The sequence below is a fragment of the Bacillus sp. 3255 genome (assembly GCF_031456485.1).
In the GTDB taxonomy this organism is placed as follows: domain Bacteria; phylum Bacillota; class Bacilli; order Paenibacillales; family NBRC-103111; genus Paenibacillus_E.
In genome coordinates this window covers 72,616-87,972 of sequence record NZ_JAVDUS010000019.1, presented here as the reverse complement: position 1 = coordinate 87,972, position 15,357 = coordinate 72,616, and the positions used below count along the sequence as shown (strand labels likewise).

General features: G+C 43.0%; 16 protein-coding genes. All 16 read left to right on the top strand.

Annotated elements, in window-relative coordinates; translation table 11 throughout:
* Positions 1-129 precede the first annotated feature (129 nt).
* The 16 genes from J2X61_RS26015 to J2X61_RS25940 all read left to right on the top strand — a co-directional run bounded on the left by J2X61_RS26015 (position 130) and on the right by J2X61_RS25940 (position 15,307).
* Positions 130-615, top strand: a complete 486-nt coding sequence (locus J2X61_RS26015) for a hypothetical protein (RefSeq protein ID WP_310191983.1) — start codon at positions 130-132, stop codon at positions 613-615.
* Positions 616-784: 169 nt separating this feature from the next.
* Complete coding sequence (locus J2X61_RS26010) at positions 785-3,388, top strand: stalk domain-containing protein (protein WP_310191981.1); 2,604 nt, start codon at positions 785-787, stop codon at positions 3,386-3,388.
* 87 nt (positions 3,389-3,475) lie between these two features.
* Positions 3,476-4,672, top strand: coding sequence for a sensor histidine kinase (locus J2X61_RS26005; protein ID WP_274472925.1), 1,197 nt, complete (start codon positions 3,476-3,478; stop codon positions 4,670-4,672).
* Positions 4,650-5,375 carry a response regulator gene (locus J2X61_RS26000; RefSeq protein WP_274472926.1) on the top strand — a complete coding sequence of 242 codons (726 nt, stop codon included), beginning with the start codon at positions 4,650-4,652 and terminating at the stop codon, positions 5,373-5,375. The genes J2X61_RS26005 and J2X61_RS26000 overlap by 23 nt, the downstream gene beginning before the upstream one ends.
* Positions 5,376-5,439: 64 nt before the next feature.
* Positions 5,440-5,835, top strand: a complete 396-nt coding sequence (locus J2X61_RS25995; RefSeq protein WP_310191979.1) for a hypothetical protein — start codon at positions 5,440-5,442, stop codon at positions 5,833-5,835.
* A gap of 116 nt (positions 5,836-5,951) precedes the next feature.
* The gene (locus J2X61_RS25990) at positions 5,952-7,778 is read left to right on the top strand and encodes an ATP-dependent helicase ComFA (RefSeq protein ID WP_310191976.1); all 1,827 of its coding nucleotides are present in this window, start codon (positions 5,952-5,954) and stop codon (positions 7,776-7,778) included.
* A 267-nt stretch (positions 7,779-8,045) separates the two neighbouring features.
* The gene (locus J2X61_RS25985; RefSeq protein WP_310191974.1) at positions 8,046-8,549 is read left to right on the top strand and encodes a ComF family protein; all 504 of its coding nucleotides are present in this window, start codon (positions 8,046-8,048) and stop codon (positions 8,547-8,549) included.
* A 118-nt stretch (positions 8,550-8,667) separates the two neighbouring features.
* Positions 8,668-9,087, top strand: a complete 420-nt coding sequence (locus tag J2X61_RS25980) for a TIGR03826 family flagellar region protein (protein ID WP_310192129.1) — start codon at positions 8,668-8,670, stop codon at positions 9,085-9,087.
* 120 nt (positions 9,088-9,207) lie between these two features.
* Positions 9,208-9,474 carry a flagellar biosynthesis anti-sigma factor FlgM gene (gene flgM, locus J2X61_RS25975; RefSeq protein WP_310191972.1) on the top strand — a complete coding sequence of 89 codons (267 nt, stop codon included), beginning with the start codon at positions 9,208-9,210 and terminating at the stop codon, positions 9,472-9,474.
* Between the two features lie 25 nt (positions 9,475-9,499).
* Positions 9,500-9,994, top strand: a complete 495-nt coding sequence (locus J2X61_RS25970) for a flagellar protein FlgN (RefSeq protein WP_310191970.1) — start codon at positions 9,500-9,502, stop codon at positions 9,992-9,994.
* Positions 9,995-10,008: 14 nt separating this feature from the next.
* Positions 10,009-11,565, top strand: a complete 1,557-nt coding sequence (gene flgK / locus J2X61_RS25965; protein ID WP_310191967.1) for a flagellar hook-associated protein FlgK — start codon at positions 10,009-10,011, stop codon at positions 11,563-11,565.
* Between the two features lie 28 nt (positions 11,566-11,593).
* Positions 11,594-12,490 carry a flagellar hook-associated protein FlgL gene (gene flgL / locus J2X61_RS25960; RefSeq protein WP_310191965.1) on the top strand — a complete coding sequence of 299 codons (897 nt, stop codon included), beginning with the start codon at positions 11,594-11,596 and terminating at the stop codon, positions 12,488-12,490.
* A 105-nt stretch (positions 12,491-12,595) separates the two neighbouring features.
* Positions 12,596-13,036 (top strand): flagellar assembly protein FliW, encoded by a 441-nt coding sequence (gene fliW / locus J2X61_RS25955; protein ID WP_310191961.1) that lies wholly within the window; start codon positions 12,596-12,598, stop codon positions 13,034-13,036.
* Between the two features lies 1 nt (position 13,037).
* Positions 13,038-13,274 (top strand): carbon storage regulator CsrA, encoded by a 237-nt coding sequence (gene csrA / locus J2X61_RS25950; RefSeq protein WP_310191959.1) that lies wholly within the window; start codon positions 13,038-13,040, stop codon positions 13,272-13,274.
* 128 nt (positions 13,275-13,402) lie between these two features.
* A complete protein-coding gene (locus J2X61_RS25945) occupies positions 13,403-14,170 on the top strand; it encodes a flagellin N-terminal helical domain-containing protein (protein WP_310191958.1) in 768 nt (255 codons plus the stop codon).
* A 93-nt stretch (positions 14,171-14,263) separates the two neighbouring features.
* A complete protein-coding gene (locus J2X61_RS25940) occupies positions 14,264-15,307 on the top strand; it encodes a glycosyltransferase (protein WP_310191955.1) in 1,044 nt (347 codons plus the stop codon).
* Positions 15,308-15,357: the final 50 nt, after the last annotated feature.

Below are 15,357 nucleotides of genomic sequence, written 5' to 3'. Positions count from 1 at the left end.
ACACAATCTCATCAAAATGGTAATATATTCATATACTCCAATAGTTTTTCATCCAGATCGATTCATATGTTATACTGGATTCAACGATTAACGGCATCTATTAAAATTAGATGGATCGGGAGTGGAAGAATGGATCAAGAGTTGAAAGAAGCTTTATCCGCATTGTTGAAAGCAGAATTGTTGCCTGTGTTTAGAGAATTGGGTGGAATTCATACACGGTTAGATGGTATTGACGCACGTTTCGATGGTATTGATACACGTCTTGATGGTATTGATACACATCTTGATGGCATTGATACACGTCTTGATGGCATTGATAATCGATTAGATGACATTGATAATCGCCTTGATGATATTGACAGTCGTCTTAACGGTATTGACGATCGTCTCGATGGCATTGACACTAGACTCGATGGCATTGACACTAGACTCGATGGAATCGACAGCCGGATCGACAGACTCGAACTAGAGCAGTACCAGATTAAACAAGCCGTACTGGAGACCAACGAAACGGTCAAACGTATGGAGCTTGTCCAGGAGCAGCAGCACTCGATCATCGAGCTTTTGTCCGCCCGATCCATTGAACATGAAGCTAAGCTAAAGCGTATTTTATAAGATAATCTCAAGCAGAGAGCAGCCCATTCAGGGGCCGTGCTCTCTTTTTTGGTGTATAAATACAACTCAGCGCTTATCGTAACTTTTTCCATAGTTTATGAGTCTATATAAGTATCGCCAAAATGATAGATACTAGAATTAATCTGAAAGAGGAGCGTGGAAAAGCAACATGACGTTACAGAAGCAAGTAGGAATAGGTGCGCTGGCTTGCGCATTGATGTGGCAGTTGGTAGCTGGGACTACAGTGAGCGCGGCAGGTTCAACGTTAACGCTTAGTTCGCAGGAAACAATAACATCAGGTGCAATTATGAAGAACTATGTGTGGACAACAACGAGAAGCAACAAGAACGTTTCGGTGAACGCGAATGTGATTGAGGTCGATTTGACGAACCCGAACGTGAAAATAGACGCAATGGCAGGAACGAATAATCAGTTCACGAAGAACCAGAGTGTTCTAGGCATGGTGAAGGATACTGGCGCTGTAGCCGGTGTGAATGGAGACTTTTTTAATACGCAAGCTGAGGGCGTTCCTGAAGGAGCTCAAATCACGAATGGTCAAGTGATGGCAACGCCAGCCAAAATTTCAGGACTTTATTCATTCGCTATATCGAAGGATAATAAGCCAATTATAGACATTTTTGATTTTCAGGGGAAGGTAACGGCAAAGGATGGTACTTCGTTTGAGCTTGGCGGCGTGAACAAAACGTACTATTGGGACGACAACGATGTGCCGTTAATTGCAGATGGACTTTTCCTTTATACGAGTGCATGGGCAATGACACAAAGAGCTGTTGATGGAACACATGTTCCGACGGAAGCCCTGATTCAAAACGATATCGTCAAGGAAATCGCTGTAGATACGAACATCAAAATGGTTGCTCCAGCAGATGGCTATATCCTCAGAGGCTCGGGCCTAGCAAGAGAATTCATCGTCAATCACCTCAAAATCGGAGACAAAATCACCACGAAATATGATATGATCCCGCACGATGCGTCCAAAACCTATGATTGGAAGAACTTTAAAATGCTCATCGGCGGCAGCACGCTGCTTGTAGATGAGGCGAAGCCAAGTTATTTTACACGGAATATCAATGACTTCAGCGGTTATAGTCCGCGCTCTAGAACAGCGCTAGGCTACTCCAAAGATATGAAGACAGCTTATATCATCACCTCAGACCGTAGTGCCGGCAGTGCGGGTATGACACTTCCAGAGCTTCAGCAGTTTATGATTGATGCAGGTGTTTGGAGAGGGTTGGTTTTGGATGGTGGAGGTTCTACTCAAATGGTCTCCAGACCGCTTGGTGATTTCGATCCTAAGCTGGTGAACAAAACGGAAAACGGCAATCAGCGTTCCGTTGCTAATGGACTAGGTGTATATTCCACAGCGCCTAAAGGCGATCTGAAAGGTCTTATTTTAAAAGGTCAAAATATTTTGTTCATGAATGAATCCAGCCCTTATCAATTTAAAGCTTATGATGATTATTATAATCCGATCTCTGTTACAGGCATCGTTCCACAGTGGAGTACATCTACGACAAACGGAAGCTTCAAAGATAATGTTTACACGCCATCTGCCCCAGGCAAAACTCAAATTGTAGCAAAGTCGGGCAAAGGGACTGCCTCCATGGATGTGGAGATCGTTGGGCGGGATCAGATCACTTCGATGAAGTTCAACTCGGGATCTTTTTCGTTAACGGAAGGTGGAGACTTTAAGCTCCCGATTATGGTAACCACGAAGAGTGGGGCGAAACGCGAGCTGCCCGCGGCATCTGCGACATGGGAGCTTAGCGGTGTAAAAGGGAGTTTGAAAGATGGCGTCCTTCATGTGGATAGTGCTTCGGGATCTCAAGCTGCCCAAGTGATTGCACGATATGATGGTTATAGCACGATGGTCACTTTACCTATAGGTCAGGAAAAGGTTTGGTATGATTTGGATAAATTTGCTGTTATGACAACAGGAGATAAATACCCGGCTGAGGTTGTATCCGCAGTGAATATCGAACAAGCCAGCGGGAATAAGAATTTGTCGATTGCTTATGATTTTACCAAAGGTACAGGTACGAAAGCGGCATATGCCCGATTTAACGGCACGAATGGTGCTCCGATCGAAGGGAACCCTGAGTTTATCACAGCTAAAGTGCTTGGAGATGGCAGCTTCAACTGGGTGCGTGCAGAAATTGTCGACGCCGATGGCAAGTTGAATTATGTCAGCCTTACAGAAAATATGAACTGGACGGGTTGGCGGAAATTGACTGCTGACGTATCCGACCTGAAGTTCCCGATTACTGTTAAAAGTATTTATGTGGCTAACCCTGCTAACGGGCAGGATGAAAGAGCCGCAAAAGGGAAAATTAATATTGATGATATTTCTTTTATTTATAAAGGGCAGTTGGCGGCTTTGCCGAAAAACTCCGTTAAGCTTACAGTTAACAAAAAACAAGTAACGGTTAATGATAAAGCCATGACATTAGAGCAAGCCCCTACCATCGTTAAAGATAATACGTTGATTCCGATTCGTTTTGTGACCGAAGCATTAGGCGGCAATGTGAAGTGGGATGAGAAAGAACGGAAGGTTACGGTTATTCGCGGCGACAAACTTATCGACCTATGGATTGATAGCGCGGATCTGTTGGCCAACGGAGATCGTGTGACCGCTGAAGTCGCCCCTAAAATTATGAGCAACGTGACGATGGTGCCTCTTCGTGTCATTTCCGAGAAATTAGGGTTTAAAGTAGGCTGGGATCCCCAAAATTATGGGATAACAATTGAATAAATAGTACTATAAGTACACTTCAAATTGGTCGAACTGTGCTACAATATGGGGTAGACTTATTTCTAATTATGGTTTGATAAAAGGAGCATGTTTCATTTGCAACCAGACGCTATAGATCGTGTCATAAAAAACGCAATTAACGTCATGGAGAGCAGCAAGTATCAGATGTTTGAAATCGCTGAAGCATCCCGCTTGGAGAAAGAATCGCTTACTCGCGAACTCGAGGAGATTAAGCATGAGACGAGTGTAACGATCGATTTGGTCGACAAGTTGGAGAAGGATTACAAGCGTTCTCGCATTCGACTCACGGAGGTAAGTCGGGATTTTAACAAATACCGTGAGGAAGATATCAAGGTTGCTTATGAAGCGGCTATCGCTTTTCAATTACAGCTTACAATTGCTAGAGAGAAAGAGAATAATCTAAAGGCTAGACGCAATGATCTGCAAGTGCGAACGAAGAATGTGGATAAACAAGTTGAGCGAGCTGAGACGATTGTTTCTCAGATGAATGTCGTATTAGAATACTTATCAGGTGATCTAAATCAAGTTACTCGCATATTAGAATCCGCTAAAAATAGGCAGCTGCTTGGTTTGAAAATTATATTGGCGCAAGAGGAAGAGCGTAAGCGAATCGCGCGTGAAATTCACGACGGGATGGCTCAGACCTTAGCTAATGTAGTGCTTCGAACGGAGATCGCGCAACGCATGTTGGTGAAAGAGGACATTCCGTCTGTGAAGGAAGAGCTGGCAGATTTAAAGGGACAGGTTAGAGGGGGGCTTGAAGAGGTTCGCAAGATCATCTTCAACCTCCGCCCTATGGCTCTGGACGATCTGGGAATCGTACCGACACTGCGTAAATATGTGCAAGATTTCGAAGAAAAGTATCGTATTCGTACGCAATTCAATCTCGTAGGCAAACAGACTCGCATTCCATCAGGGCTTGAAATCGCGATTTTCCGACTGGTGCAAGAAGCTCTATCTAATGTAATTAAACATGCGAAAGCTACATTCTTATCTGTTGAGCTAACACTGGAACCAGATCATGTTCAAATCTATGTTGTAGATAACGGGATCGGCTTCGATGTGCCGCAAACAGAGCAGAAAATAGCCAAAGGGAATAATTTCGGTCTCCTCGGCATGCGTGAGCGTGTAGAGCTGCTGGAAGGCACAATGACAATTGATTCCGCGAAAGATTCCGGGACAAGAATAAAAATGCTAATCCCAATTGGTGGCGGTGCAGAGAACAAGGAGGAAAATCAAAATGGACAACACGGCGAGTCATAAACGCAATGTACGAATTGTAATTGCGGACGATCATCAACTTTTTCGTGAAGGTGTTAAACGAATTATTAACATGGAGGATGATATGGAAGTCATCGGGGAGTGCGGTGACGGCATCCAGGTGATTGAGCTTTGCAATCAGATTACGCCCGACATTGTTCTCATGGACATTAACATGCCGCTTGAGAACGGCGTAGTGGCAACTGAGCGTTTGAAGCTGATTTTCCCTGATATTAAAGTTATCATTCTTTCGTTGCATGATGATGAGAGCTATGTGTTCGAGACGCTGCGCAAAGGGGCATCGGGCTACTTGCTTAAGGATATGGAAGCGGAGTCACTCATTAATGCGATTCGTTCCGTTGTGGCTGGTCATGCTTACATTCATCCGAAGGTAACAGGCAAGCTGATTAATCAGCTAAGACGCATGACCTATCTGGACGATGTAGGAGTGGTTGGATCAGGCCAAGGCGTGAAGGATTCGGCGTTAAAATACATACATAATACAAACAGTCCACTAACTAAGCGGGAAGCGGAAGTGCTTCGCCTTATGGCAGAGGGCAAAAGCAATAAGCTGATTGGAGAATTCCTCTACATCAGTGAGAAAACGGTGAAAAACCATGTCAGCTCTATTCTCCAGAAGATGGAGGTTGATGATCGAACGCAAGCGGTCATTATTGCAATCAAGAATGGTTGGGTAACCTTGTAAACATTCCCTGTTGGAACCCCTCAACTTTTTGCGGCATACACTGCAAATAAGGGAGGGATCCGTTATGTGGATTGGGTTGCTTTGGATCTTGGGTTGCTACGGAATCAGCATCGCTGTGCTTCATCTATTGTTCGGAGCCCGCAAGGGTAGAAATAAGAAGCCGGCCAAAGTTCTGCTTGTCACCAAAAACAATCAAAATCAAATTGAATGGTACATTCGTTCATTATTCTTTTTCTCGGGGCTGAAAGGTTACGAAGTATCGGCAACGATCTTTGATGAAGGCTCCTCTGATGATACCAAACGAATTATTGAGCGGTTATCGCACACGCATATGCTTGATCTGCGCTATCAGACTGAGTATGATGCCATTGAGCAATTCATGAGCCAGCATGAGGGAGAAGCAGTCGTTGTCGTTCATCTTAGTAACAGGGAGGATCTCGTGAAGATCCCTGTTAGCTAGTGGTAATCGCTTACAGAGTTTTATCTATTCCAAAGAGAGTAAGGTGAGCAATGAAGGTTCAACTTTACGCTGTTTGCATCAGAAAAGAGTGGAGATGGCACTTAAGCATTCACTCCATGACTGACATCCAATATTGGTTCGAGCAATACGCAGCCGACGCCGGCCTCGTAATGTTCGAACCTTTTGTTTCGTTTGGACAGGGTATACGGATGCTGGCAAATTTAAACTCAGTCTCAGGGGGGGCATTAGCGATAGAGGATGAAGCTATGCTGGAACAGATCCGCCAGACAGCTAAAAAGTGCGAGTTTGCGTTAACAGGTGAATTGAAAACTAAGCGGATTTCATATGCATTGTGGAAGTGTGGAGCCTTCCCCATGCAGAGCTTAGAATCGATCCTGTATGCTAAGCTGGTAGAAGCTTGCAGGGGCAGAGCGCTGTTGATGGATGAGTTTGAACAGCTAACAGATGCAGTTGGGCTTAGGGGTGAGATGGTGGAGCCGAGAAGTTATTTACAGCTCGCACATCTTCATGGAGATATTACATTGACCAACGGATTGATTGTGATGGAGAGCAGGGATTGGCGTCGTGCTTTTAGAAAGCAGACGAGCTATAGGTGTAAGCGCTGCGGCTGTGGCGAGGAGCGTATGTTTTGGTCCTTATGCCAACAATGCGGACAGTCATGCCCGTATTGTGAGGCTTGTCTGAGTATGGGAAGGACAAGATTCTGTTCAATGCTTATTCAGGGTCACACCGATCAAGTTGTTGGAACGGGTATAGTGCAGCCGTATAAGCAAGGAGAAGCTGAGAATGTGGAGGACCTTCAATGCTACATAATGCCCTGGGGGCTTAGTGAAGCCCAGGCTAGAGCATCCGGGGAAGGGCTGAGATATATCAGCAGGGTAGGCTCACGTGGCAGGGGAGAACGTGCAGACCGGAATCCTGCGAAATTTCTTATTTGGGCTGTTACCGGTGCGGGAAAAACCGAGATGATCTTTCCGTTTGTGCACTACATAGTGGCAAAAGGGGGACGAGTTCTCCTAACAACCCCTCGCAAGGATGTGGTGTTGGAACTTCAGCCGCGAATATCGCGTGCTTTCACTAGCAACAGCGTCGTAACGCTCTATGGCGGCAGTGAGCAGAGATGGGAACAGGGCCAAATAACGATTGCCACCACTCATCAGCTATTGCGGTTCCATGAGGCTTTCGATTTGGTCATCATCGATGAAATCGATGCTTTCCCGTATCATAATAACCCTATGCTTGCTTACGCAGCTGCCAAGGCATGTAAGCCTAGTGGAGTCAACATTCTGCTTTCTGCAACTCCGCCGACAATCGTCAGGAAGGAAGCTGAGCGCGGGCATCTCCCCCACGTACGTGTGCCGGTGCGCTATCACCGACATCCGTTGCCTTTACCGGAGTTAATCGTAATACCAGCGTTAACCAAAGTGATCCAATCAGGGAGTATACCTGGAGCCATTTTTGCGAAGCTGAAGGTTTCGTTGGGACGTAATGCGCAAGTGTTCGTTTTTGTTCCAAATATCCAGCTGGTGGAGCCTATGGTAGCTATTCTAAGGAGTGCGTTTAGCGTTGGCGGCAGCATCGTTCGTGTCGAGGGGACATCCTCAAAAGACGCGGATCGGACCGATAAAGTTCAAAAATTCCGCAGCAGAGAGATTCGAATGCTGGTAACAACAACGATTCTGGAGCGAGGAGTTACTATTCCTCAGTCCGACGTATTTATTTTAGATGCAGATTCAAAATTATTCGATGACGCAGCGCTTGTGCAGATGGCGGGACGGGCAGGCAGATCGAAGGATGATCCTGCAGGTAAGGTTTATTTTGCAGCCAAAGAAATCACCCATTCACAAAAGGAGGCCGTTCGACAAATCAACAAAATGAACCGTATTGCAAGTAAGCAAGGCTATTTCGAGAGGGGGAAATAAATGAGGAATTGGCGTGCCTTGATAGATGTAATTAAGGGAACATTTCGCGTAGCGCTTAGCACACAGAGAGAGGAGTGTTTACTTTGCAAGCAGTCAGGCCTAATGCATGGACAGCATCTAGGGCTCTGCCCTTCCTGTTACACGCGGATACCATGGATCCGACAAGTGATGTGCGCGGTATGCGGAAGGGGCGAGCATTGCTATGACTGCCAAAGGCGGAAGGATGCTTACTTTATACAAAGCCGCAGTGCCGTTAGATATGATGAAATGATGAAAGAGATGTTAGCTCGTTATAAATACCGGGGTGATGAGAAACTCCAAACGATGATTGGCCATATGCTTGTTCATGCTTTTCGTTCCTTACAGATGGATAGAACGAGCGTGCCTGCGTTGCCGACTAAGGTACAGGAGCTTATTACTTTCGTGCCCGTAAGCGAGCGCAGAATGGAAGAGCGGGGCTTTAACCAGGCGGAACAAATGGCTATAGAGTTAGGCAATAGAGTGGGGCTTCCAGTAATTCCTCTTCTTCACAGATCCAAGCACACAGATAAGCAAAGTTTCAAAAAGAGAAATGAGCGGCTGGATGATCTGGCGCATGTATTTGAGCTGAGTTTGGGATATTCACACGAACTAATGAGCTATCCGGCTGAATTATATGTCATTTATATTGTAGATGATGTGTATACGACGGGCAGCACAATGAATCAGTGTGCAAAAGTGCTTGTCCAGTCTATCCCCTCTAGTGTGTTCGGAATCACTTGGGCTAGATAGCGTAGATTTTGTCATAACTCTGCCAAAAAATATGGATATGCAAGAGATGTCGAATTGCGGTAAACTGGAATTAAACACTAGGTATTGGCAATAATAGAGGGGAGGCCATAGGATGGGCATGAATGTAGCAAATTGTCCACGTTGTGGAAAGATTTTCGTAAAAGGCTTTGCAGAGGTTTGCCCGAACTGCGTCAAGGATTTGGAGTTGCAGTATGAAAAGTGCCTGAAGTATTTGCGCGAGAATAAAGGCACTACCATCAATGATTTAAGTGAAGCCACAGGCGTGTCGATCAAACAAATCACAAAGTTCATTCGCGAAGGTCGGATCTCCATCTTGCATGCACCGAATATGTCCTACCCTTGTGAAGTATGCGGGATCTCGATTAGGGAGAACACAATCTGTGATTCTTGCCGCAGCAAGCTTGTGAAGGATGTTAAGAACAATGCTGAGGATGAGCGGCGGAGAGCGGATGAAAGATTAAATCAAGGGATTAAAGCTAGTTTTAAAATTCAGGAGCGCTTGGATAAGCGCCTCTGAGCATTGAAATATTCAAATAGGTCTTATGAAATATAAAGTTTCATATTTAAGATGCCGATAATATGTATAATGATTATCGGTTTATTTTTTTTTAAATGTTGCAGTATGGAGGGAATTTCCGTGAAAATAAATGAGCCCGGACGTATTAGTGGTACAAATCCTTATCGAAAAAATGAAATTAGAACTGCATCAATGGGTCCTAAACAACGCCAAACTGACCAAGTCCAGATATCCGAAGAAGCAAAAGAGCTATTGGGTGCACAGCAAAGTGGTGAAGCTTCGTTGAAGACCGAAAAGATTAATTTGCTAAAACAACAAGTTTCTAGCGGAACTTACCATGTTGATGCCATTAAGATAGCGGAGAAGCTCTTGCCTTACTTCAAGTAATAAATCTGAATAATAGGTGGATGCGATGTCCGTTCAAAAATTGATTCACGCCTTAGATGCGCTTAGTGATATTCATAGTAGGCTTCTGGAACTGGGAGAGCAAAAGAAAGACTACATTATAAAAAATGATATTGATGCGCTAATGAAGTGCGCCAATGCGGAGTCACGGTTAATCAAGGAAATTACAGAAGTTGAAAAGCAGCGAATTCATGCTACGAACTATATATTACTAGAACGGGGTTTGAAGCTAAATCCGCAGATAACTGTAAGTGAATTATCTAAAATAATTACTAATATTACTGATAAGCAATCGTTAATTACTGCTGGACAACAACTATCGGAGTTTTTATTAAGATTAAAAGAAATTAATGAGTTGAATCAGCAACTCATACGTCAATCTTTGCAGTTTATTAATTATTCCCTTGATCTAATGGGCGGATCGGATGATGACATCGTCTATCACAACACTAAACATCAGACAACAATTAATAAGCGGAGCTTATTTGATACCAGAGCTTAGGAGGGGAAAATGATTTGAGATCTTCATTCATGGGATTAGAGACTGCAAAACGTTCCTTGTTTACACAGCAAGCAGCTTTGCAGACAACAGGTCATAATATAGCCAATGCTAATACAGAAGGTTATTCTAGACAGGTAGTAAACATGACTGCATCGCAATCTCTGGAGCCTTTAAGCTTATATCGCTCCACGATACCTGGTCAAATGGGTACAGGTGTAGAATTTTCGAGTATTACACGTATTCGCGAAAAATTCCTTGATGAACAATTTAGAAATGAAAATAAATCGCTCGGAAATGCAACGATCCAAGCTGATACTTTGGATAAACTGGAAGCAATTGTTACTGAGCCTTCGGATACGGGGTTACAAGCTGTCCTGAGTAAATTCTGGTCATCCTGGTCTGATTTCAGCAAGGATCCGAATAACGTTACAGGCCGGAAAATTGTTAAAGAAAACGCCATGGCTCTAGGCGATGCTTTGAACTATACCAGTACAAAGCTAAGTGAATTAAGTTCAGATTTATCCAAGAATATCAGCGTTAAAGCTGAAGAAATGAATTCTATGACTTCCAATATTGCTAAGTTGAATGCAGAGATACAGCGTGTTGAGGGTTTAGGTGACGACGCTAACGACCTGAGAGACCAGAGAGATTTATTAACAGACAAGCTTTCCAAAATAGTAAACATATCAGTTCAAGATACGCCAGAGGGATACACCATTAATATGGGCGCAACGAACCTCGTAACTGGAGCTACAAGTGCCACATTGACTGCTGATATTTTAAATTCATCTGTGCCAGGTTCTCTGACTGATGGAGAAGTATATGGGATGATTATTTCCCGGGATCAGTATGTTAAAGATTATCAGAATCAATTGGATGTTTTGGCGAATACTATCGCCAATGGTGATGTAACGGTTACAATCCCTAGTGGTTCTGTACTCCCTGATGGGACTGTTTTGAATGGAGTAAGCTATTCAGATGCTAACGGTAATCGAACTTTAACCAGCGATCTGACAGTGACTGTCAAAGGTTTAAACGGATTGCAAAAACTCGGATATAACTTAAATACACCTGCAGGGACAGGTGTGGAATTCTTTACTGCTAAAGATGGTAGCGGAACAATTACAGCAGCTAATTTTCAAGTGAATCCAATAATCCAAAACGACCCGACCAGAATAGCTTCTTCTATGGCTGTGAGTGGAACTCCCCCTAAAGCGATCCAAGGGAATAACGCCTTAGCATTACTAACAAGTCAACTCAAAGATTCTGCATTTACCTTTGTGGATGCAAATGGGACAAGTACGAAAGCTACAGTGAATGATTATTTTAGCGCGGTAGTTGGACAACTGGGTATTGAATCAAGTGATGCGCAGAGACAGTTAACAAATCAACAAGCATTGGTTGACCAGGTGGATTCCAGAAAATTATCTGTAAGCGGTGTTTCACTGGATGAAGAAATGTCAAATATGATCAAATTCCAACATGCATATTCTGCCGCGGCTCGTGTTATGACAACTTTTGATGAAATGCTGGATAAGTTGATTAATGGGATGGGTACGGTAGGTAGATAAGACTATTGATTAGATAGGAGGGATAAAAATGTCTTTACGAGTTACACAGAGCATGATACAAAATCAACTTATCAGCAATATCAATAAGAATATGGTGAATTCAGATAAGCTGCAGACACAGCTGGCAACTGGGCGTAAAATCAATAAGCCCTCGGATGATCCTGTAGGAATCACGTATGCACTTAGATACCGAACTGAATTATCTGCAAATGAGCAATATACAACGAATGTAGATGCGGCCCATTCTTGGCTGGATTACTCCGATGCTTTAATGGACGAATCAACAAAGGTTTTGCAGCGTACTAAAGAGCTAGCTGTCCAAGCTGGTACTGAATCTAATCCGCAATCGGCATTAGATAGTATTAAGCTAGAAATCGATCAGCTTAAGGAGCAACTTGTCCAAAATGGAAACAGTAAATTAAACGGCAAATATGTTTTTAATGGACAAAAGTATGACGAAGAACCCTACAAAAGCGCAACGGCATCCAGTATTCCAACGGATGATGGCGGTGTAACTTACGAGGTGGGCACCGGAGTTACATTGGATGTCAATGTAACTGGTAACGATGTTTTTGGGAGACCGGGAGAAACGGATCAGGCTTTTGCGGTGCTTGAGCGTCTTTCGGCCGCATTGAAAAACGGCGACTTTACAGGTATAAATAATGAGTTGCCCAATATTGAATCAAGACTTCAAAAGATTGCTACAGCTAGATCGGAAGTAGGAGCAAAGACGAACCGGGTGGAATTAATGCAAAACAGGTTAAGCGCACTAGGGGTAAACCTAACTGATCTTCAATCGAAGACAGAAGACGTTGATTATGCCAAAGCAGTCATGCTTCAGAAGATTAACGAGAATATTTATGAGGCTTCCCTTTCTGCAGGGGCTAAAATCATTACACCAAGTCTTGTTGAGTTTTTAAGATAGCAATAAATTGATTATTTAAATTAAAACGATATAATGTAGGCTATAGAACGAGCTAGTGATTGGCTATCTATAGCCTTTTATTTTTGATTACGGAGCGTGAAAACCATGTTCATACAAACTACCCGTTTTGATCAAATCGAAATAGATGAAAATGACATTATAACTTTTAAACAAGGAATTCCCGGTTTCGAGAATAAGGCACAATACATTGTATTAGAACTGGAGGCGAGCCCCTTTTCTTTCCTGCAATCCGTAGAGGATGCGGATCTTGCATTCGTTATTGTGGATCCATTTGCATTCTATCCTGATTACGAGTTTGAACTCCCTGAATCTGCAAAGGAAGAGCTTGAAATTGATTCATTAGAGCAAGTTGAAGTGCGATGCATTGTTTCGGTCAAAGGGGATTGGGACAATGCTACTACCAATCTTGTAGCTCCACTAGTCATCAATCGTGTGCTTAAATTGGGAAGGCAAGTCGTGCTAACTAAAACAACATATTCGACGAAGCATTTGTTGGAGATGAAAATTAAAGAAGGGGTCGAGTAATATGCTGGTACTGTCACGCAAAAAGGGAGAGTCCATTATCATCGGCGATCAAATTGAGATTACGCTTGTATCGGTTGAAGCGGATACTGTCAGAATTGGCATCACGGCGCCGAAAGAAATCGACATTCTACGTAAAGAATTGTACCAGTCTATCAAGGAGTCGAATGTTGAGGCGGTAGTCAACCAACTGGATTTTTCAAGGTTTTCGGGAGAAATAAAAAATACGAAAAAAAATTAAGCATGCCTATAAACTTTTTGTAGCTCGATGTCGATATATTTTATATAGCCGATCCAAGGCGGCCGACTTGGGGACAGCATACCACATGGATGTGGAAAACTTATTTAATTTCAGGGAGGAACATTTCAATGAGAATTAATCACAACATTTCCGCACTAAATACACACCGTAACATGACTTTGAACAACGATGCTGCTAGCAAAAGCATGGAGAAATTGTCTTCCGGTCTTCGTATTAACCGCGCTGCTGACGATGCTGCAGGTCTTTCGATTTCCGAAACAATGAGAGGTCAAATTCGCGGTCTTGAGCAAGCTCAACGTAATACGCAAGATGGTATCTCTTATGTACAAACTGCAGAGGGTGCAATGAACGAAGTAAGCGCCATGCTGACTCGTATGAAAGAATTGAATGTTCAAAAATCGAACGGTACATACTCTTCCAATGATACAGCTAACATCGACCAAGAGCTGGGTGAACTCGGTTCGCAAATCGATGCAATTATGACAAAAACTACGTTCAACGGTATCAGTATTACTAAAGGTGCTAACATCGTTACTGACGATAAAGGTGCAACAATTGCTATCGGTGCAATCACAACAACTGGTTTCGTAGGTCTTACATCAGGTACTTCCTTGTCCGGCATTGAGACTGCTATCACGAATGTAGCAACAGAGCGCGCTAAATTGGGTGCTAAGCAAAACCGTTTGGAGTACACTTCCAACAACTTGGGTACTGTAGTTGAGAACTTGACAGCTTCCGAGTCCCGTATCCGTGATACAGACATCGCATCTGAGATGGTTAAATTGACTAAAAACAATATCCTTCTTCAAGCTTCCCAATCTATGTTGTCCCAAGCAAACTCTGCTCCTCAAGGCGTACTGTCCTTGCTCAGATAATGGACAAAAAATTAGAGACCTTAGACCTTCTAGGGTCTCTATTTTTTTACTAAATTAAAGAAGAGGCCAAGTGTGAAAACCCTATCACTAGTTATGATTGCTTTAAACGAGGAGAAGAGCCTTAGACGTTGTTTAGAAAGCGTGAAGAGTTTGGTTGATGAGATTATCCTAGTGGACACAGGATCGACGGACGCTACTAAGATGATTGCCCTGGATTATGGGGCAAAAGTGTTTGATTTTGAATGGACCAACAGCTTCTCAGATGCAAGAAACTTTGCATTCATGCAGTCCAGCAGTGATTGGAATTTAGTTCTGGATGCTGATGAGTATATAACAAATGATTGCTTCATTGCCATAAAGGAGTTCATTAACACAAAGGTTGCAATTGGTAGGGTTAAAATTATTAATGCCTTCATGGAAGAAGGGATGTTGTGCCACTCTCAAAGCATTACTTCAAGAATCTTCCCACGAGGCTTATCTTATACAGGTAAAATTCATGAACAGGTTGAAGCTGACCTACCTAGATTGATATTACCAATTGAGGTTCAGCATGACGGCTATATTCAAGGTAGCAAGTCTGGACGAAACATTCCATTGCTAGAGTTAGAAATTAAAAATGACGCTAACAATCCCTACTATTATTTTCAAATTGCTCGGGAATATAAAGGAATTCAGCGTTTGGATTTAGCGCTAAGTAACTATGCGAAAGCATACGCGTTATTAACTAAAAAGGAAAATTATGCACCTAATGCTATTGTCGAATATTTATACTGCATCATATCTGGCGGTAATTTAGCAAAAGGGCTTTCAATAATCGAATCAGAGGATAGATATCTAAAAAGATTTCCTGATTTTCACTTTCTGAAAGGGGTTTACTTTCTTGAAATTATGATAAGTGACCCAACTACATATATTTACCTACTTCCCAAGATCGAGCAGGCCTACAAAACTTGCATTGAACTTGGTGAAACAAACGAATATGACAGCGTCATCGGTACGGGAAGTTTCGCAGCCTATTACAATTTAGGTGTGTTTTATGAAGTTACTGGACAAGTAGAAAAAGCACAGACCTGTTACAGAAAGTCTGCAGATTACAATTATAGACCCGCAAAAGAAAGAGTTATTCAAAGTGATTAAATTACGTGAAACTATTAAAACTTATGTATGCGAAGCCGATAAATAAAGTA